Annotated in this window: 28 protein-coding genes and 1 pseudogene; 25 read left to right on the plus strand and 4 right to left on the minus strand. The window is 37.5% G+C overall.

The genetic code is table 11. From position 1 onward, the window contains the following. Window positions 1–5 precede the first annotated feature (5 nt). The 5 genes from T501_RS15185 (at window position 6) to T501_RS15200 (ending at window position 2,117) form a co-directional block, all read left to right on the plus strand. A complete protein-coding gene (locus T501_RS15185; RefSeq protein ID WP_022761153.1) occupies window positions 6–467 on the plus strand; it encodes an HD domain-containing protein in 462 nt (153 codons plus the stop codon). 7 nt (window positions 468–474) lie between these two features. Continuing rightward, window positions 475–1,002, plus strand: a complete 528-nt coding sequence (locus T501_RS20395; RefSeq protein ID WP_050008343.1) for an NUDIX domain-containing protein — start codon at window positions 475–477, stop codon at window positions 1,000–1,002. 23 nt (window positions 1,003–1,025) lie between these two features. Next, window positions 1,026–1,259 carry a hypothetical protein gene (locus T501_RS15195; RefSeq protein WP_044915795.1) on the plus strand — a complete coding sequence of 78 codons (234 nt, stop codon included), beginning with the start codon at window positions 1,026–1,028 and terminating at the stop codon, window positions 1,257–1,259. A 75-nt stretch (window positions 1,260–1,334) separates the two neighbouring features. Continuing rightward, window positions 1,335–1,508, plus strand: coding sequence for a macro domain-containing protein (locus tag T501_RS20935; RefSeq protein WP_155831580.1), 174 nt, complete (start codon window positions 1,335–1,337; stop codon window positions 1,506–1,508). A 162-nt stretch (window positions 1,509–1,670) separates the two neighbouring features. Continuing rightward, window positions 1,671–2,117 (plus strand): Hsp20/alpha crystallin family protein, encoded by a 447-nt coding sequence (locus T501_RS15200; RefSeq protein WP_026512182.1) that lies wholly within the window; start codon window positions 1,671–1,673, stop codon window positions 2,115–2,117. Window positions 2,118–2,198: 81 nt separating this feature from the next. Here the strand turns inward: T501_RS15200 and T501_RS15205 are convergent, their stop codons facing one another. Beyond that, the gene (locus T501_RS15205) at window positions 2,199–2,810 is read right to left on the minus strand and encodes a TetR/AcrR family transcriptional regulator (protein WP_044915798.1); all 612 of its coding nucleotides are present in this window, start codon (window positions 2,808–2,810) and stop codon (window positions 2,199–2,201) included. Window positions 2,811–3,087: 277 nt separating this feature from the next. Here T501_RS15205 and T501_RS15210 point away from each other — a divergent pair, with 277 nt between their 5' ends. The 5 genes from T501_RS15210 (at window position 3,088) to T501_RS15225 (ending at window position 8,241) form a co-directional block, all read left to right on the plus strand. Next, window positions 3,088–5,028 (plus strand): oxidoreductase, encoded by a 1,941-nt coding sequence (locus T501_RS15210; protein WP_044915801.1) that lies wholly within the window; start codon window positions 3,088–3,090, stop codon window positions 5,026–5,028. Between the two features lie 240 nt (window positions 5,029–5,268). Continuing rightward, window positions 5,269–5,424, plus strand: a complete 156-nt coding sequence (locus T501_RS21465; protein WP_155994880.1) for a hypothetical protein — start codon at window positions 5,269–5,271, stop codon at window positions 5,422–5,424. Further along, on the plus strand, window positions 5,421–5,933 hold the full coding sequence (locus T501_RS15215; protein WP_044915803.1) for a YfcE family phosphodiesterase: 513 nt from the start codon (window positions 5,421–5,423) through the stop codon (window positions 5,931–5,933). Before T501_RS21465 ends, T501_RS15215 begins: the two co-directional genes overlap by 4 nt. A gap of 383 nt (window positions 5,934–6,316) precedes the next feature. After that, window positions 6,317–7,852, plus strand: a complete 1,536-nt coding sequence (locus T501_RS21470; protein ID WP_050008344.1) for a hypothetical protein — start codon at window positions 6,317–6,319, stop codon at window positions 7,850–7,852. Between the two features lie 14 nt (window positions 7,853–7,866). Beyond that, complete coding sequence (locus T501_RS15225) at window positions 7,867–8,241, plus strand: hypothetical protein (RefSeq protein WP_044915805.1); 375 nt, start codon at window positions 7,867–7,869, stop codon at window positions 8,239–8,241. Between the two features lie 41 nt (window positions 8,242–8,282). Here T501_RS15225 and T501_RS20400 read toward each other — a convergent pair whose 3' ends face one another. Beyond that, a complete protein-coding gene (locus tag T501_RS20400) occupies window positions 8,283–9,518 on the minus strand; it encodes a hypothetical protein (RefSeq protein ID WP_050008345.1) in 1,236 nt (411 codons plus the stop codon). Window positions 9,519–9,767: 249 nt separating this feature from the next. Here T501_RS20400 and T501_RS15235 point away from each other — a divergent pair, with 249 nt between their 5' ends. The 6 genes from T501_RS15235 (at window position 9,768) to T501_RS15265 (ending at window position 15,726) form a co-directional block, all read left to right on the plus strand. Continuing rightward, window positions 9,768–9,944 carry a hypothetical protein gene (locus T501_RS15235; RefSeq protein ID WP_155994881.1) on the plus strand — a complete coding sequence of 59 codons (177 nt, stop codon included), beginning with the start codon at window positions 9,768–9,770 and terminating at the stop codon, window positions 9,942–9,944. A gap of 7 nt (window positions 9,945–9,951) precedes the next feature. Beyond that, on the plus strand, window positions 9,952–10,704 hold the full coding sequence (locus T501_RS15240; protein WP_050008346.1) for an ADP-ribosylglycohydrolase family protein: 753 nt from the start codon (window positions 9,952–9,954) through the stop codon (window positions 10,702–10,704). Window positions 10,705–11,143: 439 nt separating this feature from the next. Then, window positions 11,144–12,094 (plus strand): helix-turn-helix transcriptional regulator, encoded by a 951-nt coding sequence (locus T501_RS15250; RefSeq protein WP_044915811.1) that lies wholly within the window; start codon window positions 11,144–11,146, stop codon window positions 12,092–12,094. 105 nt (window positions 12,095–12,199) lie between these two features. Next, window positions 12,200–13,828: an SEL1-like repeat protein gene (locus tag T501_RS15255; RefSeq protein WP_044915814.1), complete on the plus strand. Its 1,629-nt coding sequence runs from the start codon at window positions 12,200–12,202 to the stop codon at window positions 13,826–13,828. Then, window positions 13,809–14,963, plus strand: coding sequence for a hypothetical protein (locus T501_RS20405; RefSeq protein WP_050008347.1), 1,155 nt, complete (start codon window positions 13,809–13,811; stop codon window positions 14,961–14,963). Before T501_RS15255 ends, T501_RS20405 begins: the two co-directional genes overlap by 20 nt. Before the next feature lie 13 nt (window positions 14,964–14,976). Then, window positions 14,977–15,726: a hypothetical protein gene (locus T501_RS15265; RefSeq protein WP_207641198.1), complete on the plus strand. Its 750-nt coding sequence runs from the start codon at window positions 14,977–14,979 to the stop codon at window positions 15,724–15,726. 95 nt (window positions 15,727–15,821) lie between these two features. Here the strand turns inward: T501_RS15265 and T501_RS15270 are convergent, their stop codons facing one another. Beyond that, window positions 15,822–16,004, minus strand: coding sequence for a hypothetical protein (locus T501_RS15270; RefSeq protein ID WP_044915820.1), 183 nt, complete (start codon window positions 16,002–16,004; stop codon window positions 15,822–15,824). 437 nt (window positions 16,005–16,441) lie between these two features. Beyond that, window positions 16,442–16,603, minus strand: a complete 162-nt coding sequence (locus T501_RS21475; RefSeq protein ID WP_155994882.1) for a hypothetical protein — start codon at window positions 16,601–16,603, stop codon at window positions 16,442–16,444. A 316-nt stretch (window positions 16,604–16,919) separates the two neighbouring features. Here T501_RS21475 and T501_RS20410 point away from each other — a divergent pair, with 316 nt between their 5' ends. The 9 genes and pseudogenes from T501_RS20410 to T501_RS15320 all read left to right on the plus strand — a co-directional run. Further along, entirely contained in the window at window positions 16,920–17,576 is a 657-nt protein-coding gene (locus T501_RS20410; protein ID WP_022766337.1) for a PDDEXK family nuclease, read from the plus strand. Next, window positions 17,569–19,506, plus strand: a complete 1,938-nt coding sequence (locus T501_RS15280) for a Mu transposase C-terminal domain-containing protein (RefSeq protein ID WP_026519357.1) — start codon at window positions 17,569–17,571, stop codon at window positions 19,504–19,506. The genes T501_RS20410 and T501_RS15280 overlap by 8 nt, the downstream gene beginning before the upstream one ends. A gap of 3 nt (window positions 19,507–19,509) precedes the next feature. Continuing rightward, entirely contained in the window at window positions 19,510–20,508 is a 999-nt protein-coding gene (locus T501_RS15285; protein WP_044915826.1) for an ATP-binding protein, read from the plus strand. Then, on the plus strand, window positions 20,477–21,817 hold the full coding sequence (locus T501_RS15290) for a TniQ family protein (RefSeq protein WP_044915827.1): 1,341 nt from the start codon (window positions 20,477–20,479) through the stop codon (window positions 21,815–21,817). Before T501_RS15285 ends, T501_RS15290 begins: the two co-directional genes overlap by 32 nt. A gap of 78 nt (window positions 21,818–21,895) precedes the next feature. Next, entirely contained in the window at window positions 21,896–22,156 is a 261-nt protein-coding gene (locus tag T501_RS15295; protein WP_013282470.1) for a type II toxin-antitoxin system HicA family toxin, read from the plus strand. Further along, window positions 22,153–22,500 (plus strand): type II toxin-antitoxin system HicB family antitoxin, encoded by a 348-nt coding sequence (locus T501_RS15300; RefSeq protein ID WP_022766333.1) that lies wholly within the window; start codon window positions 22,153–22,155, stop codon window positions 22,498–22,500. The genes T501_RS15295 and T501_RS15300 overlap by 4 nt, the downstream gene beginning before the upstream one ends. A 279-nt stretch (window positions 22,501–22,779) precedes the next feature. Next, window positions 22,780–23,706 (plus strand): GNAT family N-acetyltransferase, encoded by a 927-nt coding sequence (locus T501_RS20415; protein WP_013282472.1) that lies wholly within the window; start codon window positions 22,780–22,782, stop codon window positions 23,704–23,706. Window positions 23,707–23,738: 32 nt separating this feature from the next. Further along, a complete protein-coding gene (gene crcB, locus T501_RS15315; protein WP_013282473.1) occupies window positions 23,739–24,107 on the plus strand; it encodes a fluoride efflux transporter CrcB in 369 nt (122 codons plus the stop codon). A 46-nt stretch (window positions 24,108–24,153) separates the two neighbouring features. Beyond that, window positions 24,154–24,471, plus strand: a pseudogene (locus tag T501_RS15320) (MFS transporter); the annotation flags it as partial.

Consider the following 24,471-nt stretch of genomic DNA (forward strand, 5'->3'; position numbering starts at 1 on the left):
TACACATGAGTAGATTAAAAGATTTGAGGACATATATTGACAAGGAACTTGCTAACATTACTGACTCAGACAAAAGGACTAGCGCAACAGCTCATCTTTACGGCGTATCACTTGCGGCAACAATTCTCGCAAAGAAGCGCGGACTTAATGAGGAATTAGGTGCTATGTCAGGAATGCTTCACGATCTTCATGCATATAAGAGTGGGTCTTACGATGATCACGCCCATCTCGGAGCAGATCTGGCAAGAAAGGTCCTTGAAGAACTTAGCATCACTTCAAAAGAAGAAACTGATATCATTTGTTCTGCAATATATCATCACGATGATAAACTTGTGACAGATTCTCCGATGGATGAGCTTCTAAAAGATGCAGATGTTATCGACCATTGTTTTAAAGATTCATCGAAGCCTGTAAAAGAAAAAGAGCAGAAGAGATATGACGCTCTCTGCAAAGAATTGGGGCTGTAATCATTTCATGGAATATATAGATGTATACACAAGGGATGGAATCCCTACCGGAAAAATTAAAGAAAAACATGAAGCTAAGCTCCCCGGCGAGTATTACAGGCATGTACTAATCATAATGAAAACCGCGGCTTCTCCCACACCTGGAGAAGGTGAAGGTATGTACGTAGTACAGCAGCGCTCGCTTAAAGCCAGATATTATGCCGGTAAATGGGACATGACCGGTGGAGGGGTACGTTCTGGGGAAACACCTGGTGAAGCTGCAGTAAGGGAACTTTCTGAAGAACTGGGTATTGTCGTTAATCCACAGGATCTGAAACTTGCCTTTGACTACATAAAAGACTGGGATGATGGAACCGGGCTGTTAGCATCGGTATTTATGATACGTGTAGAAGTCCCTGAAAATGGCTTCTCATTTAATCATTATGAAGTAAATGATGTAAAAACAATGCCTTTTCATGAATTCTATAATCATGTGATGGATCACAATGATGAAGAAATGGGAAATGGGCTTAAGAAAATAGAGTTAGCTCTGTAATTTAATAAGATAGAAAAATAATTATGAAAAATGAGACATTCATAAAAGAAATATATGAACCGTATAATGAGGCATATGCCCTGCTTAAGATGATCAAGGATTGCGGGCATGATAATAGTGATGATCTGTGGGCAGAATTTGCCGTAAAGACAGAAGAATTTGTTAAAAAGCATGATACAGATATCGGACATTCAATAGCAAGGATGATAACTGATGTAGCTGACAGTGTAGCAGACATAAATGGTGAGGAAAGCTGATCAACAGACTGAAAGAATAGGTGGCAAAAGAATTTCGGAGATTCAATAAAACATATAAAGCGTAGGTGATGGATAATGCCATTTCAAATTATCAGGAATGATATTACAAAAGTAAAAGCAGATGCCATAGTGAACACAGCAAACCCGAAGGTTGCTATTGGAAGTGGCGTAGATACTGCTATATATAATGCTGCAGGAAGAGAAGCTGCAGAAAAAGTTGCAAATTTTCTGGAAGTGTTAAATCACTAAAAAATAATTAGCACTCTGCTTGACAGAGTGCTAATTTGGTGTTATACCATATATAGAACAAAGGAACAGAGAAGACCGTTAGGACTTATGAATTCCAATGATCTAAACCCTCCGTCCCAATGCTCAAAAATATATTTTTTTGATGCAAAGGAGGAAAAAATTATGTTAGCACCGAGTATTTTTGAAGAAAATCTATTTGACAATCTGTTTAATTTCCCTGATTTCAGAGAACTGAATAACATGGAGCGTAAGCTCTATGGAAGACATGCTGATAGGCTAATGAAGACTGATGTTAAGGAAGAAGATAATCAGTATGAAGTAAATGTAGATCTTCCAGGATTCAGTAAAGAGGACATTAGCCTTGAATTAAATGATGGATATCTTACCATCAGCGCTTCTAAGGACATGAATAATGACAAGAGTGATAAGAAGGGCAGGCTAATAAGACAGGAGCGGTACTCCGGATCCATGCAGCGTAGTTTCTATGTTGGAGAGCAGGTCACAGAAGATGATGTAAAAGCATCCTTCAAACACGGAGTTCTTACTCTGATGATTCCTAAGAAGGAACAGCCAAAGCTTCCTGAAAAGAAGCATATCCAGATAGCATGAAAAGATAAGGCATCTTCTCATAGATAAACTTCTACTAATCCTCCCGGAAATAGTACATTTCCGGGAGGATTTTTTAGGGGGTCATTTGTTATTTTGGGTTTTTTTAAGGTAATGCTTATATAAATCTCGCAGATCATCCCTTACATCAAGCATGGCATTAAGACCCAGATAAAATTCTTCAAAATCATTGCTCTCCCCATTGCTGATGCACCATTTGAGTTCATGGCCTGTAAAGAGGTGGGCAAGAGAATGGTACAGTATTTGGGGATCATTCATATTTCTTATTTCGCCTTTATTCTGGGCTTTTTTAATTATGAGTTCACCCATTCTGGTAAGTGAATCGCGCATGTCAAGGCTATGACGGTTATCCTGAAGATTTGCTATTATCATCTGACTGAAAAGATCATATCCAAAAGCAGTAGTATCTTCTATCAGTTTTGAGAAGATATACAAAAGCTGTTCTAATGAGGAATCAGTTTCTATGAAATGGTAAGGATCAGATATCAGTTCTTTTACTGTTGTATCATACAGATCCAGGACAAGCTCATCTTTAGAGCCTGCATATTTGTAAAAAGTCGGCTTCGTAATGCCACATGAATCACAGATGTCATTTATGGTGACACTGGAATATCCTTTTTTTCTTATAAGTTCTATTGCAGTATTTTTAATGGAATCTCTTGTAATTTGTTTCATATAAATTTACCTCGGTAAACATAAATTAACTATACAATAATATCATGCACTATTATAAGCGTCGATAGTAAAATATTTTTTATTTCGAAGCTCTTATACCGTAAGAAAAATTAATAAAAGTTGTCAGACAAATTTGTGTAAGGTGACAGAAATGCAGATTGGACACCATGTTTTATTGACACACATTTTTAATGACGTGATAATTTACGTATGGCAACTATATATTTACTTGTGTAAATATGCAAAAACATTTTTGGGTAGGAAAGGTAGGAGAAAAATGGATTATAAGGAATTGTTTACACCGTTTAAAATCGGGAACATGGAAGTCAAGAACCGCATCGGTATGAGCCCAATGGGCACAAACTCTGCATTTACTAATGGCAGAAAGGATGCACAGGAAATTGACTATTTTATAGAGAGAGCTAAGGGCGGTACAGGAATAATCTTCCTGGGATGCCAGATGCTTAATGAAAGACTTGCACAGGGTTCTATGGAGGGATATCTTGACAGTTTCACCGTTCTTCCGTCACTTACAGCAGTTTGTGATGGAGTTCACCGTTATGGTGCCAAGATTGTATGCCAGATAAGTCCCGGCACAGGACGAAATGCCTTCCCTGACACATTGGGCAATCCTCCAATTTCATCATCAGAGACCTCATCTGTATTTGACCCCAGTATTAAGTGCCATGCACTTACTAAAGATGAGATCAGGGAAATGATGGAAGAATTTAAGTTTGCAGCAGGACTGGCTAGGGATGCCGGCTTTGATGCAATAGAGATCCATGCGCACGCAGGATACCTTATCGATCAGTTTATGTCACCTGTATGGAACAAGAGAACTGATGAGTATGGCGGAAGTCCTGAGAACTGTGCTCGTTTCCCCGTTGAAATAGTTCAGGCAATGAAGAGTGTTGTTGGCGATAAGCTTCCTATCATTTTCAGAATATCATTAGATCACCGCTTTGAAGGTGGAAGAACGCTTGAAGATAGTATGAAACTCCTTAAAGTCCTGGAAGAAGGCGGCGTTGATGCATTTGATATCGATGCAGGTTGCTATGAGACTCTTGATTATATCTTCCCTCCGTCATATCTCGGAGAAGCATGCATGGCTTATGTATGCGAGGAAGCAAGAAAAACAGTTAATGTTCCGATATTCAACGCAGGAACACACAACCCGGATACAGCATTGGAACTCATTAAATCCGGCAACGCAGATTTTGCAAACTTTGGACGTGCGCTTATTGCTGATCCCGATATCTGCAATAAGCTTATTGAGGGAAGAGTAGAGGATATCCGTCCATGTCTTAGATGTAATGAATTCTGTATCGGACGAATCTGGAATAACCACACAAAGCTTTCCTGTGCGGTTAATGTTCAGGCTATGGAAGAAGAGCGCTTTAAGCTTACTAAGACAGAGAATCCCAAGAAAATTGTTATCATTGGTGGCGGTCCTGCCGGAATGGAAGCTGCACGTGTCGCTGCAACTGTGGGTCATAAGGTATCACTTTATGAAAAGTCCGATAAGCTTGGCGGAGTGATGGGCGATATCTGCACAGCTAAGTTCAAGACAAACATTAAGAAATTCACAAAGTATCTTACAGTACAGCTTGAAAAACTGGGTGTTGATATACATCTTGGCACAGAAGTTAAGGGTGATGAAGCATTCCTTTCTGATTGCGATAACATCATTATAGGATCAGGAGCAGCGCCTTTTGTTCCTCCGATACATGGAATAGATGGCAGCAATGTGGTTACTATTTTGGATGCACATAAGGATCAGTCCAGGATCAAGGGTGATAACATTGTAATCTGCGGTGGTGGACTTTCAGGTCTTGATGGAGCCCTTGAGATGGCTTCTGAGCTTGGAAAGAAAGTTACCATTGTTGAGATGCTTCCTGAATGTGGAAAGGATGTAATGTTCATCAATAAGATAACACTTTTCCAGAAGCTTGCTGAAAATGGGGTAGAGATGAAGACCGATTCAAAAGTTGTTTCCATCTCATCTGATGCAGTTACTATTGAGAAAGCAGACGGTTCAAGGGAAGAAATAAAGGCAGATACTGTTATTGCAGCATTTGGAATGAGACCTGTAAGAGATGTTGCCGAAAAGATCAGGGATAAATATCCTACAAAGACAAGAATCATTGGTGACAGCATGAAACTCGGCAAGATTGGTGATGCTGTAAGAGAAGGATTCTATGCAGGTTCAAGTCTTTGATTTGAATGCGGAATTTCTTTTGATAGTTCCCTTTCAATATCAACCGTTTTTGACGATTTTACTAATGGTCAAAGCTAACTTTAAAAGCTAAAATTTATTTACTTGAAGAGATTTAAAGATTCTTCAGATAATAGAGGCCAGGCGGTGCTGTGGGAATACCCATGGTATTGTCTGGTCTCGCCAATTAATCCGGAGTGCCATATAATTAGAAAAGAGTAATATACAGGCAGGAGATATATCGTGGCAAGAGAACTGACTGATGAAGAAAAGAGAACATATGACCTTATGCTGGAGGGTGCAAAACAGCTCAATATCTTCGGAGAAGAAGAGGAGCTTGATGCAAAGGATTTTATCATTTATCCATCAGATTATAATGAAGCGGAGATATCGTTATGAACAAAAAAATACTAGTAATATCAGATTCACATGGATATCCGGGATTTGCAAAAAAAGCCATTGAAAAGGAATCTCCCTTTGATTTTCTTGTTCACTGCGGTGATATCCAGGATTCTATTTCCTCCATAACAGGAGATGATCCATCCTATGAAGTAAAGATAGTCCGCGGCAACTGTGACTTTGGAAACAGTCTTCCACTTAACGAGGAATTCAAGGCTGGCTTCTTAAACGTATGGGTAACACATGGAAATGCCTACAACGTCAAATATGAGGAAAGTCTTAAGACTTTGAAAGAAGCTGCTAAATCGAGATGCGCTGATCTTGTCCTCTTTGGTCACAGCCACTTTGCAGAGATTGTGAAGGACAAAGAAAATAATATCACTCTTGTAAATCCGGGAAGCATCTGTTATCCGCAGGTTACAGGCGATAAAGCTACATATGCAGTTATTACTGTTACTGATGATTACGAGATAATACCGGAGATTAAAGAAATAGAAGAATCCTTATAACCCCAAAGCACCGACACCGGGACCCACAGTGACGGTACCTTAAAGGTTTTCTTTAGTATAAATTTTAAGGGTCCTCCTTCTATGCTTATATAGTAGCAGGGGAAGAGTGAAAATAAATTAACCAGTTTGGAAAATTGATATTTTTTATCTTGCCTGTTTTGATAATATCTATGCGACAGATAATGAATATAGATATTAATGAAGCAGCAATAAAGAAAGATAAACACACATAATTTGCGAAGCTATGTATATAAACATTGAATATATTATTATATAATTGCATTATCATAAATGGCGAAACTAATAAGACAATATAAGACGTTGTCATGTCCATTTATAGTAACATTTAGACGTATTCCTATGATATTTGTAGGGGGTCGCTCATGAGATATAAGATAATTATTTCTACAATCTTATTGCTTTCACTCACATTTAATTCATTTACCGTTTGTGCTGAGAATAACAGATACACAGTGGCAGACGATATCACTTATGAATCCGATAGTAAAGTACTAACTCCTGGAGAAGCAGGGGGATTACAAGTAGGGAACTCGCAGACTTCAATGCGAGTATTTGGTGAGGAAAAGTTTGCATATCCGAAAGGCCATGGGTTTGCTGCAGAACGAGGAAATAATCTCTATGATCGAATGCACGGTATTAATGCAAAGGTTATTGGAGATAATAATACGCCTAACGGTGCAGATCGTATTATTGTCAAAGGGACAGAACATACTCTTATTCAGACCAAGTATTGTAAAACAGCTACTAGAACAATAAATGCCTGTTTTGATAAAAATGGGATTTTTCGTTATGTGGATAAAAACAATAAACCTATGAAGATTGAGGTACCTGCTGATCAATATGATCAGGCGATAAATATCATGAAAGACAAGATAAGAAATAATCAGGTACCAGGAGTGACAGATCCAGAAAAGGCTACAGAGATAGTAAAGAAAGGAAATTTAACATATAAACAGGCAGTCAATTTGGCGAAGCCAATGACCGTAGAGTCTTTAAAATATGATGCAGCAAGTGGAGCTGTAACTGCATTATCAGCATTTGGAATTAGTGCTGTTTTAACATATGCAGCTAATAGACACTATGGTGTAGAAAAGAAAGAGGCTATTCAGAGTGCTGCTGTGAGTGGAATTAAGACAGGTGGAGTAGTCTTTGTCACATCAATTGTGGCAAGTCAGCTTTCAAAATCAGGTTTAAATCATGCCTTAATGCCTGCATCATATGCTATTGTCGATGCCCTCGGACCAAAGGGAATACAAGTTTTAGCAAGTACCGCGCCAGGAGCAACAGGCTCAGCAAGAACAGTTGCTGCGGGAGTTGTTAGAAATAATCTGATAGTAGGCGGAGTGACTTTCGTTGTATTATCTGTTCCTGAGGTGGTAGAGCTATTTAGAGGAAGGATTTCTGGTGCACAACTTGCAAAAAATGTTGCTACGATAGGTGGAGGTGTTGCTGGAGGTGTTGCTGGAGGGCTAGGTGGTGCCGCTATTGGTAGCGCTATCGCACCTGGTCCTGGTACGGTTGTAGGTGGAGTTATAGGTGGAGTTGCTGGCGGTGTTGGTGTAGGATTAGGAACCGACGCGTTGATCAATCATTTTTCTGAGAGCGATGGAGATCAGATGGTTGAAATCATTCAGGAAGAATTTACTACTCTTGGCAATGAATATCTTCTTACAGAAGAAGAAGCAAACATGGTAGTGGACCAACTAAGTCCAATGCTTGATGGAAACAGAGTAAAAGATATGTTTGCTAGTGAAGACAGGCATGAATATGCCAGAAGCATGATAGAACCATTGATGATAGACGTAGCAAATAAACGTGATAAAATTTATTTACCTACTGAAGATGAAATGGCTGAAGAATTGGCAGTAGTGCTTAAAGACGTAGCGTTTGTTCATTGATAAGGGAGCGTAAGATGATGGATTTGACTCAAGTTTTATTCGATACAGTGAAAGAATATGGCGCGAGCAGGGCAACAGGGAAAGATATGGAAAACGTGAATGTCTTTCGGAAAAAAGTAGAGGAAAGAATCACCAAGGATGGTAACTATACTATGCTTGCGTTAAGAGATGCAATATATACAGTTGGTGACATATTATATGAGGATGTTACAGCAGAAACATATAAGATATTAATTCCTCTTGGTAATCCCAACTTAAAATCTGCATTAGCAGTGGCACGTATTGAAGATGGTAATGTACATTTATGTGCCTATGCCAAAGAAGGACTGATTAATCAACATATGGCAAGAAAAGCAGCAAATAAATTCATGAAGGCTTTGGATACATGATGAAAGCACCCCTTCAATCAATGGAGGGGTGTAAGTTTTTACTAATCGAGGTAGGTAAATTCATTTGCTATATCCAGCGTTAAATTTACTTGTTGATCATGAGTTAATTTTTTTGATGTGCGAATCAAAATAGATCCGACTATATAGCGTGATCCTGGATTAAGCAGGGTATCATCATATGCGCTTAAATCCTTTTCTCGGTTTTGAGCATCGCGGTTAGTTTCATATACTTCAATGGCTCCACCAGCAACAGTACCCTTATCAACAATATCAGAACCTTCTATTGAATCTGGATCTATATAGGAAACCGTAAAGTATACACAAGAGGTATACCACCCTGGTTTTCCTAGATGTTCATTCGGATCATGATCCAGTGTAACAGCTTGCATTCCGGTAATCGATGAAACTCTGCCTAATCGCTCGGTTATAAAGGATTCTTTTGGGGCTGTCACTTGCTCAAGTACTTCTATACTGTCCAGGTATTCTCCTGCCAATTTTATTAAATTATCAGCTACAGTAGTATTGTCGGGTATTACGGGTAACGTATTCATATTTTGTTGAATAGTCTGTATTTCTTCTGATAAAGCTGAAATATCATCATTTACTTTGGCGTTTTCATCTAAGATAGTTGCTAGTTCTAATTCTTCAGGCGCTGTATTTCCAATAAAAGCTGATGCCATAGGTGCTTTTGAAAATGTTCGTGGAGGGACATCAGTAAAATGATTTCGGGAATCTCGAAGAGCATTTCTTAGTTGTATCCTTGTATTTAAGTCATAGGGAGTACGTTCATCCTCAATAGCAGCCTGGGCTGCACGTATGCCATCATCCAATATATTGTTTTGTTTGGTTAGTTGATCAATAGTCGAATTATACTCTGATACAAATACATTGTACTCAGAAATCATCTGATTGTATTCCTTAATAAGGGAATAGTAATCATCTAATGATTCTGCTTTTTTATTGTTTTCAATCTCTTCTTCTGTTGGCTCGTTAGATTCAGCTGGAGCTTCGGAGGTTTCATTATTATCGGTAAGTGGAGAAGTGGCTTCAATATCATTGCTATTATCAGCTATTTGTCCATCATCTTCCAAAGAAGATTCTTCTGTATATGAATCGTCGTTTTTCGATATCGGTTTAGAAATTATGCCAATAACAAAAACTACAAATAATAAGAATATTAGTATTACAACACTCCACAATTGTATTTTTTTAGGATTGTTATATAGCTTTGTATGTATAGAAAAAGGATCCTTTTGATGTTTATCTTCACTATTCATAATAATCGATATCCTATCATTAGGTTTTTACAAATTGATTTATTTATGAATATTATAAAGTTTCTTTATGTGAATATGTATAAATATCAGGTAAAAAATAAAATAAATTATATTAAGCGTGAATAATAAAATATTTTGAAAGCAACCCAATGGACATTAATTGTCCATTGGGTTTTGTAAACTATAGATATAAAGAGTTGAACATTAGGCAGGTTGAAAAATATGTATCATCCAATCAAAGAAAAAAACATGAAGGAATTAGCAGATTATCAGAGAAATCTTTGGAGAAAGCCAAAGCTTACATATCTGTTCTTCGAACTGACAGACAGATGTAATCTCAACTGTATGCATTGTGGGAGCAAATGTCTTAGTACAAATGCAACATATCTTGATCTTCAGATAATCATCAGGACTGCCCACAGATGACAGTATCATGACTATAGCAATATCAAGAGCGTTGTATGATTTTGTAGGCACTCCTATCGACAGTACAGACCGTGAAAAAGAATTATATGACGCCTGTGAAAAGTACATGGTTTTATATGGAAAAAAATATCCTGATGTCGGTTATGGCGGTAGATTTATGAAATGGCTAAAGGATTCCAAAAGGAAGCCTTATGAGAGTTATGGTAATGGATCAGCTATGAGGGTATCTCCGGTTGGATGGTTCTGCGATTCTCTTGAAGATACACTAAAGGTTGCGAAGATTACTGCGTTACCTTCACATAATCATCCGGAAGGTATAAAGGGAGCACAGGCTATTGCAGCAGGTATCTATCTTTTAAGAACTGGAAAGACAAAAGATGAGGTAAAGCAGTATATATCCTCAACCTTTGGATATGATTTGGATAGAACCATTGATGAAATACGACAAACATATACATTCCATGTATCATGCCAGAAATCAGTACCGGAAGCTATCATAGCATTTCTTGAAGGAACATCCTATGAGGACGTCGTTAGAAACGCAGTATCAATCGGCGGCGACAGTGACACCATAGCATGCATGGCCGGAGCTCTTGCAGAAGCCATCTATCCTATTCCGGAGGAGATCAGGAATAGTGCCGCGGATAATATATCTAGATATCATATGATAACAAACAGCGATTTTGTCTACTACAATTCCGTTGTTATGCCAAAGAAAACCGGTGATTTAGCTGGTCAGTCATTTGAATTGTGGACATAAACAATAGTATTGTCGTATCACAAGAAAGGAAGGTGCAGTATGAAGTTATTTTTCCAAAGTTCATCAAACTCAAAGCAAATAGGACCAGTAAATATGAAATCGCAGATAATCAAAACAAATATACCATCGGCATTGACATCTCACGGTTTTAACCTGAAAAGTTTTAAGGTACATCAATTTCAGACCAAATCCGGTGATTTGACAATGATTTTTAGAAAGTTCTAAGAACACCTTCGTAATTTAATCATCATGTGGTTGTTTATTCTTTTTTAATAAATATTACCTGTGATTTTTATAATAAAAAAATGGACGGTGTTATAATTGGAAGTGGGGATTCCATGTGGGATTCCCGCTTTTTTTATATCATAAGAAAAAGTGGCAAAGGTCATAATGTGTCCAATCTAATTGCTATCATTAAGACAAAAAAACAGGTGAATATATGTTAGAAGAACGAGAGGGAAAAAGTAGCCGGGCATTATCAATTTATTCAAGGCTCATGAATGGCAGAATCATCTATAAAACCGAGGAAGCAGAACGCTTTGGGGTATCAGAAAAGAGTATTCAAAGAGATATCGAGCAGATAAGACTGTTTCTCGATAACCAAGCTGTTACTGATGGCATTCCTAACAATCTGATTTATGACTACTCCATAAAAGGATACCGGATTGAACAAGCTGATAACCTAAAGCTGACAAATGATGAAATCCTTGCAATTTGTAAGATTATTTTGAGCAGTAGAGCCTTTTCCAAAAAAGAAATGGGTAACATTCTTGACCGGCTAATAGAGTGTTGCGTCCCAATAAAAAATCAGAAACTTGTAACAGATCTGATGAGGAATGAGCGTTTCCATTATGTTGAACTAACTCATAAGCAGAAGGTGCTTGATAAGATGATGCTTCTTGGAAATGCTATTCACTCACAATTTCTGATTGAGTTTGACTACCAGGGAATACAAGGACACTCCCCGAAGCACAGAGTGGTAGAACCATTGGCCATACTGTTTTCAGAGTTCTATTTTTACCTTGCCGGGCGAATCCAAAATATTGATAAAGACAAAGCATTTGCAGAGCCCAATGACGCCTACCCAACTATTTATCGTATTGATCGGATAAAGAAGCTGACAATAAGTGAGGAGCATTTCTCAACTCCTTACAGAGATAAATTTGAGGAAGGTGAGTACCGGAAGAGAATCCAATTTATGTATGGCGGTAAATTGCGAAAGGTTAAATTCGAATATACCGGCTATTCTGTGGATGCTGTTCTGGACAAACTTCCCACCGCAAAAATATTAAGTGAGGATGAGGGAAAGTACCTTATAGAAGCAGAAGTATTTGGTGATGGGATAGATATGTGGTTAAGAAGTCAGGGCGAAAAAGTCAAAGTTGTTTAGTAGATAATTGATGACGAAGATTCATGATTTGATCAATAAAAGAGCATCTTGATTTTGGGAATCAATAGTAATCGTTAAAAAATAGTCTTACTAGGAGGCAAAATAATGAACATTGAAGATCTGCTTGGTATTTTAAATGAATGTGCAAATCAAAATAGTGAAGTTGATAGTTGGCTATTATTTGATAAAAGATGGGATGCAGATAAAAAGCTTGTTGAATATTTTGATAAGCATAAACTGTCTACAGAAGGACTGCTATGCGTTGTGAGTGGAAAGGATCCAGTACTATTTTATGACAGTTTCTGTTTATACAATAGTGTGAAAGTAGAATATGATTCAGTGTTACTTTGTGGTAGTGTATGGGACTATAGAATCAATAGCACGGACAATAAGCATTTTTATATTATCACCAAAAATCAAACACATAGAGGTGAAACCAATAATGATAACGTTAGATATTTAAAAACTGTTTTACAAAGAATTGTTGAGAAAAGAATTGAAAATTATTATGCTTCCGGAATTGAGTACTATGACGATTTGTATACACAGGTTCTTAGAGTAGATGATTTTTGGGGCAGAACCCTTTGTGTGGATTTGGCAAAGGAAGTTAGTGAAAAGTATAGATCCATTTTTGCAGCTCTGAAAATAATGAGTGCAGCGTATGCCTTAAATAAGAAGAAGCCTGGACTATTAGTTAAGATAGAACAAGCAGCTGAAAATATTGCAGTGTTACAAAAACTGAGACTTGATAGTAATGCAACGGCTTGTGAAAAAATGGATGATTATCTTCAGGAAGGGCAGGACAAAAACTATTATATGGCATTTGTAGTCCATTGCTTGAGTTGGATTGACTATTTTAATGAAGCCGAAAAATACAATTTGGATAAAAATCATAAAGAAAAAATGGAGGTTTCCGAATTTCAAAAGAATAAGTTCAGAAAAGTATATAAAAAACTATATGATGGTCTTTTGAAAAATGTTGAATATTTATCATTGCCAGATTTTGTAGAAAACTATCAGCGTATTCAACCTATTATAAAGCGTTATTCTATATATAGTAGCACATATATGTGTGTCGAAATGTGCTACTTTTTTACAAAAAATCAATTCTTTAAAGATGCTATAGAAGCCAGAAAATGGTTTTCATTAGTTCAAGATAGTGATGAGCGATTTAGGAATTCGCATTATGGAGAGGTTGCCTTTAACATCTCTGTGCTTTATAGAGATGGACTTGGTGGTGTAAATAAGTCTGAAAATGAGCAGGAAAAGTATTTAAAGGAAAGTGCTAGCATGGATTTTGCAAAAGCTTATGGGGAGTTATCGCGATTGTACCATAGAAATGGAAATGAAGATGAAGCAAGAAAATTCTCCAAATTAGCAATCGAAAAGGGCGTTGGTAAAGAGGGCGTTTATAGACCAAAAAAGGATTGGGATGCTATTTATGTAGGAGCTAATAAGATTCTTGATGTTACAGGAAGAGGTGTTAGTCAAGTAGTCGAAGCAGTAGGAAGCGCTGGAAAAGCGGGAGCAGATGTTGTTGGAGCAGTATTTGATGGACTTTCAAGATATATGGATTCAAAGAAAGAAAAAGTTCAAAATGAAGCAGATATTAATCGAATTCATAGAGAAGAAGAGCTGGATAAATTGAAGCACGAACAGGATGTAGGCGGGCAAAAAGCTGTTAACGAGAGACAAAGAAAACGTGGGTATAAAGATGCAAAAAGAAAGAAGTGATGGGTACTATAAATCTGCAACATATAAAACAAAGTCATGGGAAGGGGAAAAGTATGAGACTATAGAATGGGAAGTGGAACAATATGTCTCATCAATCTATTCCAGATTAAATATTAGTGACGTAAACGATAGAACAATAAAAACGATTGAGAAGGATTTTGAAAAAAAGACGAGTATTATAAACAAAAGAGATTTATCTATTCTATCGTTGGCAACTGCGATTATGGTTGCTAAAGGGATTTTATTCCAATTCTATGCTGAAGCAAAAGGGTATGGACAAAAGATTGATACTACAAAAAGGCTTGATCATAATGATAAGGCTATTACTGATAAGCACCGAAAATCTAATGATTTATTTAGAGACAAGAACGTGCAAAAACACGGTACTGGAGATTGGATAAACCTAGTTTATCAAACTCCCCCATATGATATTACTAAAGGATCACCTTTGATTGGTAGAAATATGGAAGGTGGTTATCATCGAGTCCATACCTTGGGGCACGATCCTGTCCTTGGTTGGATTTTTGGAACAGCCAATATTTTAACTGATACGATTACTTTTGAAGATTTCGCATCATATAGAGTTACCCGTAAACCTATGCGCATAACTAATGAACATGTCCCAATACCTATTCTTTTTAAAGATTCATATGATTTAATAATGGAGGATAAGATGTACTTGGCTGCCGCATTATTTGCGGAAGGAGCACATCTTGCATCGGATAGATATACTAAACTTGGATTACCTGTTCCGCTTTTAGAAGCATTTAACCCAGAATTTGCAAGTGCATTGTATAAAAGTCAATATGATGAATTATGCCTACAACGAGATATTTCTATTATTGGTCAATCGGCTTCATTTGCTTGTATAGTAAATATGATAGTAGGGCTTATCCATGGATTATTTTATAACGAGAAAAAAGATCATAGCCGTGAGCTATATGAGGTTCGCACTCGAAAAATCCTTAGCATTTCAAATACGATAGGTACAGCTAGTAATATAGTTGCTACTATTGTTGAACAGAAGCCAACTGCGCTTGATATAGGTGGTTTATTAGTTACTATAAGTAGATTGTTCACTGACATAAGATTTATTACTAAAGTAAGAGAAGAATACTTACGTGAAAATAAATAATACGGTTAATAGTATGGATACGTCAAAGAAAGAGATTCAAGAGATTTTTGATAAGTATAATGTAGTTTGTTCAAAAGATACATCATTGGATAAAAATATGTGCTGGTTGATTGAAAATTTGAAGAAAACCATTCCTTTTGAAAGACCTGATGCTTATATTGTTAGAGGTAATACTGTATTTTGTGTAGAACATTTTAGGGTATCTCAATATCCCCATGATAATAGGGGAGATATTGAAAAAATGGTTGAAGGTAAAAAAAGAGAACGACAAATAAAAGGCACATTAAAAGAAGATAGAAAATATATCCTTGATCCTAATATTACAAATTTAGTTAATTCTATCAAGGTAGGCTTGAATGTACATATGAAAAATGCGGATATTTATAAAGAACGTGTAAGAGAAATTATTATAGATTGTGATGTATGTTCATACCGAAACGTAGTTTTACTAGAAGATACATCAATACAAGCTGCTTATGTTAGGAAGCATGATACCTCGCCACGAAGCCCCCTTTTGTTTGATATGATTGGAGATATTATTTTAGAGTATAAAAAAGAACTCTGGGGGATAATCTATATAGGAGGTAATGAAAAAGATAAAATAGTCTCAGGATATTTGATAGATGAATTAGATGATTTAAAAAATATGAATAAGCGGCTAAAAATATTGGAATACAAAACGATGCATAGTGAAGAAACGGAACTTGTATCAAAGGATAATAAAGATGATGATTTACAATCTATTACTATAAGACTATATTGAAGAGAAGGGAAGAATTTCTTATCGCGGATGAAATATAGTAAAAATGCTGCCGCCGAGGTATACTCTGACGACAACATTTTTTTAAAAAGAAATTATCAGATTGCATCTGCAAATCTATAGGCGTCCGTATCGCTCGCAAGTCTCTTGTAAGCCAACGGCTGTCTGTCTTTAATTCCCTGAAGGCCGATGAAGGAGTTTACCTTATAGCTGTAAACACTCTTCTCGATATCTTCAAACTCAGCATAGGCAATGTAGATGTATTTATAACTACAAGCCACCCAACACCAACTTATAAGGGGGAATATTTTATAATAGAATGTTTTCCTATAAGAGTTCGCATTCGTTCTGACAAATACAACTTCAAAGAATAGACTTAATATAAATGTAATATAAAAGGCGAATTGACATTTATACTTTGTATGATAAAATACTATTAATAATCAAGTTCGCCTTAAAGCTGATAAATACTAGGGTTTGAACTTTTTTCTAGTATATAAATGTGCGTTATATCGTGTATATCTACATGTTATTTCGTTAAATTAGGATTTAACGAAGTGATAATATGTCGAACTGGTGTTCACTGCTATTTCACTGACTTTATCACAATTTTTGAAAAACTTAACGCGACTTTTGAGCCTCCTGGTGAGGTAAAAAGTCGCGTTTACTATTTCAAAATACCTCCTGCCTGAGCTGTTACCCGAATTCGGAATATCAATCAGATATTAAATGTAGCTCCAAAAGCAATCACAAGCGGTCTGTCATTGTTTCTGGCTGACAGCTTTTCCATACACCATTCGTATTTCCTGCGGAAAGCTTCATCTCTCTGCTTTTTTATAATCTCTGGCCTTCTTGTATCCTGTACATCATGAAATCTCATATCTGACCTCCTGCATCTAAAAATCATTTTTCGTTGCTTTGTTGTCAGATTAACCTAAAACAGTAAAATATACATATACGAGAAAGCTCACAACCATGGGCTTTCTTTTTTTTCACATTTTACATTACTCTCCATTTAGGTTAAATTTTTAAAGCTAAAAATCGTAAAAAGCCGTACCATTTAAGCTATTTTTGTAAAAAGCCGTAATTTTAAAGATAAAAGTGTAAAAAGTCGAATATGAGTGCCAAGGATATAATTATGCCGATAATATTATCGTTATATAAACTTAATTTTATCGATAGGAGGTGCACTAAAAATGTATCGATACGAGGAACCTATTTTCAGGCTGAGAAGTTCAAGCTATGGCAGTAACTATTGGGTATTTCACAGCAGAAAACTTCGGAGAAGAGTAGCAGTATTTTCTAACCTTGAATATGAGAATATTCTTACTCTTGAGATGAATCCTGATGTGGAGTGGTACTGTGAATATCCTTTGGAAACTACTGTCTATATAGGAGGGAAGGAGTCAAAGGTTCTGTTCAATGCATGGGTAAAATATAAAGACGGAACAGAAGAATATCAAGGTGTTGCATATCTTTGCAGTTCTGATGATAGTAAGGATCATGTGAAGGTTGCCTGCCAGTCGGCGTGGTGCTTACAGAATGATGTCAATTTTGTATTCCGAAACGAAAAGAATATTGAAATAGGACCTTTCTATATCCGAAATATATCGCTTCTTGCAGCCAGGGCCAGAAGATTCACAGCTTGTGGATTAAATGCAGACAGGATCTTCCTAAGTTTTATCCAGGCAAAAAGGCATATATGTATCGGTGAACTTGAAAAGATGGGGCGCCTAGAAAAGTACAGAGCGCTGGATTATATTTCAGATCTGTACTATAGAGGATTGGTCACACTGAGCAATATGAATACAGACTGCATCTCTGCAGATACGGAGGTGATCTCCATTGGCTAATAAAAAATATAATATCGAAGAACTCCGCCAGGCAAGGAGCATGTGGACTGAACCGCTTATCAGTACTGTCCCTGAATCTAAAAGAAGTAGGTATATGCTAAATAAGCAGGCTGTAGATATGTACATAGATGGCGAATCTGTAAAAAAGATTACTGAAATGACAGGTATCCCCGGTTCGAGAATGGTATCGCTGATAGAAAGATGTCTTTCTTCAAATGATGCAGGGAATATTCTTGGATATCACGGTCTTTTAACAGGAAGTAAACCCTTTAGAGAAACGAGATCAGGACATGGCAGAGAGTTTGATCAGCTTCTGGAGAAGTATCCTCAATTGAAAGAGTTCATAATAGGGTGTTATTTTGGTGACAGGAAATATACGCTTGTCAGGAACATGAACATAACATCACTTCACAGGTTATTTCTTAAAGAATGCCGCAATCTTGGCATCACAGAGTGGCAGTACCCATTTACTACAGAAAACCGTGGATATGTCAGCATGTGTGCCTACGTCCATAAACTTGAAGCTGATAACATTTCTTTAAATGCCAGAAGATTTGATAAAAATACTGCCCAGAAGCTTGCGTCTACAGGGATTGGGCACAGGCTTACAGTCAATCCGGTGGCTCCTTTTGCTACAGTACAGATTGACGGCCACATCATAGATATCGAATATGTAATTGATGTACCCAATACAGACGGCACTGTTAGCAAGGTTGTTGCTACAAGGGCGTGGTTAATAGCCGTGATAGATATAGCAACAAGATGTATCCTTGGATATTCCCTTTCTCAGGAATTTAATTACGACCAGTATGATGTCATGGATGCTATTAAAAATGCCATCATACCGAAAACTCTGCTGGATCTGACCATCGAAGGACTTCAGTATCCATCTAATGGCGGTTTCTATTCAACCGCGTTTTCTGATTTCAAATATGCAGTCTTTGATTCAATAATGCTGGATAATGCAAAATCGCATCTGTCAGCATACACGGTAGGAAAACTTGTAGATGAGCTTGGCTGCTGCGTTAACTATGGATCTGTTGCAACTCCCGAAACAAGAGGAATTGTTGAAAGATTTTTCGGAACGCTAGAGTCCAGAGGATTCCATATGCTGCCATCAACAACCGGGTCAGATACCAAAGATCCTGTCAGAAAAAACCCTGAAAAAAATGCAATAAAATATGATGTCACATATGAACAGATGACTGAACTGATAGATGTTCTCATAGCTGAGTATAATAACACACCCCATAAAGGGGTAGATGGACTTTCACCCTTAGAGTGCATGAGCTGCAAACTGTTTCAAGCAGGGCTTTACCCATATGTGGCTGACGAAGATATGATCATATCAGTCATAGAACGTCTGAACATGAGGATGGACAAACGCACTGTCAGAGGTAGGGCAGCACATGGCAAACACGCATATATTCAGTTTATGGGTACTGAGTATCGTAGCAAGATACTCTCTGCCACTGAACTCTACCTTGGACAGTCACTGACCATCCTTTATGACCCCAGGGATATTTCCAGTATTGAGGCATATGATCAGGATGGCAGATATATAGACACGCTTAAGGCAAGTGGGGAATTCGGTACAAAATCACATTCCGTCAGGACGAGAAAGAATGCCCTGAAGCTTGCCAGAGAGCGTGGGAGATCAAAACTAATATTTGATACACCGATAGATGCATATATATCAAGCCTTGATGTCAAAGGAAAGAAAAGCCGGAGAAACGCTACCAGGGCAGATATAGTCAGACGTGAGATTAGCAAGGGCATAGCAGCAGAACAGCAAAGTGATAATACATTTAACCTGGAGACTGTACGTAAAAAACAGGAAACTGGGGCTGTACTAAGATATGAAGATATTAAAGGTCTTTCACCGGAAGACCTTTATACGTTGATGTTCCAAAGCAGAAAGGAGGGTTAATGCGTGTATTCTACAAAAGAAGCTGTATCAGCTAATAATATATCAGAACAGTTCATATCACAGATGACTATCCGCTATCTTACTTCCCGTAAGCTTGTATTTCCGACTAAGAGCATCCTTGATGAAGAACGGAGAATCAATTCATGGCTCGGCATAGGAGCTTGTGGGAGTATTACTTATGGAAGAGCCAGGATAGGCAAGACGGTGTGCATGAACTATGTAGCTGAATCCATAAGAAATCAATATGGGAGCCGTGAAATGGTCATTATATGGAATGTGACTGACCACCCCGAAACTGAGAGAAACTTCTATGCCTCGATACTTATGGCTATGGGCTATGAATGTCCCAGATACAGTACCGCACTAATACTAAAAGAACGAGTTCTTAATGAACTTATATTACGTGCTCACGAGACCCCCTTTAAGAAAGCAGTCATGTTCATTGATGAAGCATGGAAACTAAGGGAAAAGGATTTTTACTGGCTTATGGATTTATATAACAATCTTAGCGGAAAATATATCCAGTTATCTGTGTTCATGTACGGGACAAGGGAACTTAAGGATCTTAAGCATTCCTTTAAACTTCAGGGCAAAGATCAGATAGTTGGACGTTTCATGATCAATGAAAGCCAGTTCTTTGGTATACAGGATCCCAAAGAGCTCCAGTTCTGCATGGCTTCGGTAGATAAACTTCATGTTTGCATGACAGACTATGAAATATTATCGGATGGACTTGTGGATTTTTATTTTCCTTACGCAGATGGTAAGACCTTTTTTGATATCAGCAATGACTTCTGGGAAGCATTTCAGAGTGTAAGGATCCAAAAGAGGATTGCGGCAGAAGATATTCCCATGAAATATTTCATAGATTCACTGGTGATCTGCCTCAATAAGCATGGAAAACTGGGAAGCAGTCCAATTGCATTCCCTACGAGAAAGGAACTTGAAAGTTGTGTAGCGCTTTCGGGCTATGGTGAATCAGATGATGAATACACTAAATAAAGAGGATTTACTTTTTTCCAGAAAATACAGATGGGATAAAAAATGGGTGAGACCTTATGAATCCATATTCAGCATTCTTGCAAACTTTTGCAGGGTCAACATATGTTCAAGTAAACATGCGCTCAAAATGCTTGGAGCTGAAGCGACCAACGAGAAGAAATATATAGAAGGATTTCAGATGGATGGACATTGCAGAAACAGTTTAGAAACAATCGAGTGCCTTAATAAAATTTTGCCCCAGTGGTATAAAGACAAAATGGAAATCTTTGCGCATATGGATTATAACACTGCAAGATCTTATTTTGGTACATATCATATGCGAATATGCCCCAAATGCCTGAAAGATGGATATCATAGCATAATCCATCAGTTCCATTATGTAAAGACCTGCCCTTTCCACCCGGGAACAGGGACGGATGGGAGATTTGTTTTTGAACATAATTTCTATCACGCTGAAGGAATCAGATGCAGTCCGTATGAGAAAGGGACAGGATTTAATGCTTATTTATTACCCCTTCCTTGTTGCAGGACTAATCCAAATGACTTTTATGATACAGATGTGATCAATAGATCTTTTGAAAAATATGGGAAAGTGTACACTTCAAATATAAGTTATCTTTATTCACCTATTCTTTCTAAAGAAGCAGATAAAACGCCTATAATATCGAAAATGTATGTTGATCGACGCCCGGAAACATATGATTGTTTTCAAGCGGGTTTCTTCACGTGGTTTAATCAGCAGAATGTAGTATATAACCCATTTGAGCGCATAAAGAAGTTCTTCCGTATTATGCCTGCAGAGTATGACTCTTATGATATGGTTGACTGCTTTTTATTCGCAAAATATATGTCTATCATAGGCAAGGGCATTTTCTCACTGTCAGAAAACGATGTTAACACCTTACATTACGTGGACAGTATCCGTGATTCGGATATGACACTGCTCGCAATATGCTTCACATGGATAATGCAGGGCTTCGAAGAGCCCAGTGATGCTATCAGCGCAGCCTGCCTTGGACACAACATCCGGCCTGTAATGCAAAGAAATTTACGGTCATATACTCTGGAAGATGTTACTTGTGTAGGTGGGATGCGTTTTTACGAAATTGGCGAATCTGAAGCAGATAAAGTTTATCTTAAACTTTTCATCATGTCAGATATGATAGATGACCTATGGATCCAGTTTAAGAAATCAGCAACGTCTACAGGCGGAGTATATATATCTGATCCATGGAACACACTAATAATCCCGACATATCAGGTATTGTATCTGAAACATGAAGATATGTATGAAATAAGGAAATGCTAGCTGTTACTCTGTTGGAATTGACGAGGTAGGGCTAAAGTGTTATATTGTAACTAGAAAATAGTTGCAAGAGGAATTACTGTGCCAAAGAAATCAAAATTACTAGAAAAAATACTGTCCAAACCCGCACCGACAAGTTTTACAATAAGAGAACTGGACGCACTTATGAAGCAATGTGGCTGCGAAAAGTTCGAGGGCGGAAGAGGATCAGGAATAGGCTATTATCATGTTGAAACCAAGCGCATCCTTCAATTTGACGGTCCACACCCAGGCAATGAGCTGTACAGGTATCATGTAAAGATGGTCATAGCATTTCTTAAGGAAGTAGGTGAGATAGAATGATAAGTTCACTGATGGAATACAACGGATATCATGCAAAGGTAGAATTTGACCAGGAAGATCAGATTTTTATCGGTCATGTTCTCGGAATCAATGATTCTCTGAACTTTCATGGAGAATCGGTAAAAGAGCTTTCCCAGTCAATGCATGACTGTATAGATAATTACCTGGATTACTGCAAAAAGATTGGTAAAGAGCCTGAGCGTGAGTTTAAAGGCTCCTTCAATGTCCGTATTAAACCCGAACAGCACAAGAAAATTGCATTATATGCTGCCAATGAAGGAATCACAATAAACCAGTTTGTATCCAGAGCTATTGATGATGAACTGGACATCCTAGAAGGTTAGCCCAAAGACGCAATATTTTTGTTAATTCGCCGATTCGAGAACTGATAACTAAAGATGGATTTTATAATGGAAAGGCCTTGATGACAAGGCTTTTCTTTATTTGTTTCAACTATTAAAAAATAAGGGTATGAAACCTTTTCTGAGCAAATTAGATATGATGAGTTTAAAAAAGTTGTGGAGAAAATTAGGACATTATAATCTGTAGAAGTGATTCATTTCGCTGATTAGATTTCAGTTAAAACTGACTAAGACAAACTAAAGATTTAGGGGCTGAACTAAGTGATAACTATTAAAGAATCAACATATGATGATATCAAGAATATACAAAACCTGTGGGCAGATGAAGACGTCATGCAGTATATCTGGCCAGGAGGATTGCATGAGACAGGGGAAGCAGTACGAGAATGGTTAGATAGATTCATATCTGCAAGACCAAAGCAAAATCATTATTCAATTTTTGAAGATGGCAAATACTGCGGTGAGACTCAATATCGTATTGATTCGGAAACTAAAAATGCTTCTTTGGATATTAAGTTATTTGAATTTGCCAGGGGCCGAGGGATTGCAACGCAGGCGCTACTATACTCTATTCAAGAAGCTTTTAAACAAGGAGCTGAAAATCTGTGGGTTGATCCCCATCCAGCTAATGCCAAGGCAATAAATTTGTACCGTAAGTTGGGATTTATTCAGAAAGAAATGCCTGAGTATGTTATTGCTTTAGGAGAAGATCCTTCTCTTTATATTTACATGGAACTGGGTAAAAAAGAATTCAATGATAAGTTTGAAAAATCTTGCGGGGCAATAGTATACACTATAGACGGTGGAGTAATAAAATATCTTTTAGTTGAGGAGATGAGCGGATCTCACAGCTTTCCAAAAGGACATATGGAAGAAGGCGAGACTGAAATAGAAACTGCGCTTCGTGAAATAAAGGAAGAAACAAATCTGAAAGTCGAGTTAGACACTGAATTTAGAGCAAGCGAACAGTATACGCTTTCAGAAAAACCTGGAGTGACAAAGCAGGTAGTTTATTTCCTTGCTAAGTATAAAGACTCATCTCCGAGCATAACAAGACCAGACGAGGTCAAAGCTCTGAAGATTCTTAAACTTGAAGATGCTATCAATACCATAGAGTATGATAACAAAAAAGAGATGCTTAAAAAGGCTGATAGCTATCTTAAGAGTAAGGCAGAGAATACTTTTTAAATTTCAGTATATATGACAATAGAGAGGTTGATATGAATTTTCTATTTGTAGCACTTGGTGGTGCCTTGGGTGCAGTAGCGCGATATGCAATAAGTCTGATTCCTGTTAAGACTTATTTTCCGATATTAACTCTGATTACAAATATCCTCGGTGCCATACTAATTGGATTCGTTGTTGGAATTACCAGTAACCGAGAAAGTGTATCTGATAATACCATTCTTTTCTGGAAGACAGGGGTGTGTGGAGGTTTTACCACATTCTCTACATTTTCCCTTGAAGCTTTTAATTTGTTTGAGAAGAAACAATATATGAATGGCGGATTATATGTGGTACTGAGTTGTTGTTGCTGCATATTTGGAATTCTATGCGGAAAGAAACTTGCGACGATAATAAAACTTTGAATTTCAGGATAATGAAATAAGCAAATCGGGATTAGTGGAGTAGAACATGGATAAAAAAAGGGCTTTGTCTGGCGCCATAATATTTATAACCCTGATGGGAATCGTAAGTCTGTTTTCGGACATGACTCATGAAGGCGCCAGAAGCATATTGGGCGAATATCTGAACCTCGCAGGGGCATCCGCTACAACCATCGGATTTGTGTCCGGTATAGGAGAATTGTGCGGGTATTCACTAAGGCTCATATCCGGATTTATAGCAGATAAAACGAAGAAATACTGGACATTTGTTATCACAGGCTATGTAATACAGGCTCTGGCGATTCCTGCACTGGCACTCGTACCTGAACATGGCTGGATTTGGGCC

It is taken from the genome of Butyrivibrio sp. WCE2006 (assembly GCF_000701985.1).
Classification (GTDB): Bacteria; Bacillota; Clostridia; order Lachnospirales; family Lachnospiraceae; genus Butyrivibrio.

Bases quoted from the DNA above. Each gene is read 5' to 3' on its own strand.
- T501_RS15255 (WP_044915814.1), top strand. From the start codon at position 12,200: ATGAACATTGAAGATCTGCTTGGTATTTTAAATGAATGTGCAAATCAA.
- T501_RS21475 (WP_155994882.1), bottom strand. From the start codon at position 16,603: ATGAGATTTCATGATGTACAGGATACAAGAAGGCCAGAGATTATAAAA.
- T501_RS15200 (WP_026512182.1), top strand. From the start codon at position 1,671: ATGTTAGCACCGAGTATTTTTGAAGAAAATCTATTTGACAATCTGTTT.
- T501_RS15265 (WP_207641198.1), top strand. From the start codon at position 14,977: ATGGATACGTCAAAGAAAGAGATTCAAGAGATTTTTGATAAGTATAAT.
- T501_RS15225 (WP_044915805.1), top strand. From the start codon at position 7,867: ATGATGGATTTGACTCAAGTTTTATTCGATACAGTGAAAGAATATGGC.
- T501_RS15195 (WP_044915795.1), top strand. From the start codon at position 1,026: ATGAAAAATGAGACATTCATAAAAGAAATATATGAACCGTATAATGAG.
- T501_RS15205 (WP_044915798.1), bottom strand. From the start codon at position 2,810: ATGAAACAAATTACAAGAGATTCCATTAAAAATACTGCAATAGAACTT.
- T501_RS15250 (WP_044915811.1), top strand. From the start codon at position 11,144: ATGTTAGAAGAACGAGAGGGAAAAAGTAGCCGGGCATTATCAATTTAT.
- T501_RS15240 (WP_050008346.1), top strand. From the start codon at position 9,952: ATGACTATAGCAATATCAAGAGCGTTGTATGATTTTGTAGGCACTCCT.
- T501_RS20405 (WP_050008347.1), top strand. From the start codon at position 13,809: ATGCAAAAAGAAAGAAGTGATGGGTACTATAAATCTGCAACATATAAA.
- crcB (WP_013282473.1), top strand. From the start codon at position 23,739: ATGAATTTTCTATTTGTAGCACTTGGTGGTGCCTTGGGTGCAGTAGCG.
- T501_RS15215 (WP_044915803.1), top strand. From the start codon at position 5,421: ATGAACAAAAAAATACTAGTAATATCAGATTCACATGGATATCCGGGA.
- T501_RS15210 (WP_044915801.1), top strand. From the start codon at position 3,088: ATGGATTATAAGGAATTGTTTACACCGTTTAAAATCGGGAACATGGAA.
- T501_RS15235 (WP_155994881.1), top strand. From the start codon at position 9,768: ATGAAGGAATTAGCAGATTATCAGAGAAATCTTTGGAGAAAGCCAAAG.
- T501_RS20400 (WP_050008345.1), bottom strand. From the start codon at position 9,518: ATGAATAGTGAAGATAAACATCAAAAGGATCCTTTTTCTATACATACA.
- T501_RS15290 (WP_044915827.1), top strand. From the start codon at position 20,477: ATGGTGAATCAGATGATGAATACACTAAATAAAGAGGATTTACTTTTT.
- T501_RS20410 (WP_022766337.1), top strand. From the start codon at position 16,920: ATGTATCGATACGAGGAACCTATTTTCAGGCTGAGAAGTTCAAGCTAT.
- T501_RS15185 (WP_022761153.1), top strand. From the start codon at position 6: ATGAGTAGATTAAAAGATTTGAGGACATATATTGACAAGGAACTTGCT.
- T501_RS20395 (WP_050008343.1), top strand. From the start codon at position 475: ATGGAATATATAGATGTATACACAAGGGATGGAATCCCTACCGGAAAA.
- T501_RS15300 (WP_022766333.1), top strand. From the start codon at position 22,153: ATGATAAGTTCACTGATGGAATACAACGGATATCATGCAAAGGTAGAA.
- T501_RS21470 (WP_050008344.1), top strand. From the start codon at position 6,317: ATGAGATATAAGATAATTATTTCTACAATCTTATTGCTTTCACTCACA.
- T501_RS20935 (WP_155831580.1), top strand. From the start codon at position 1,335: ATGCCATTTCAAATTATCAGGAATGATATTACAAAAGTAAAAGCAGAT.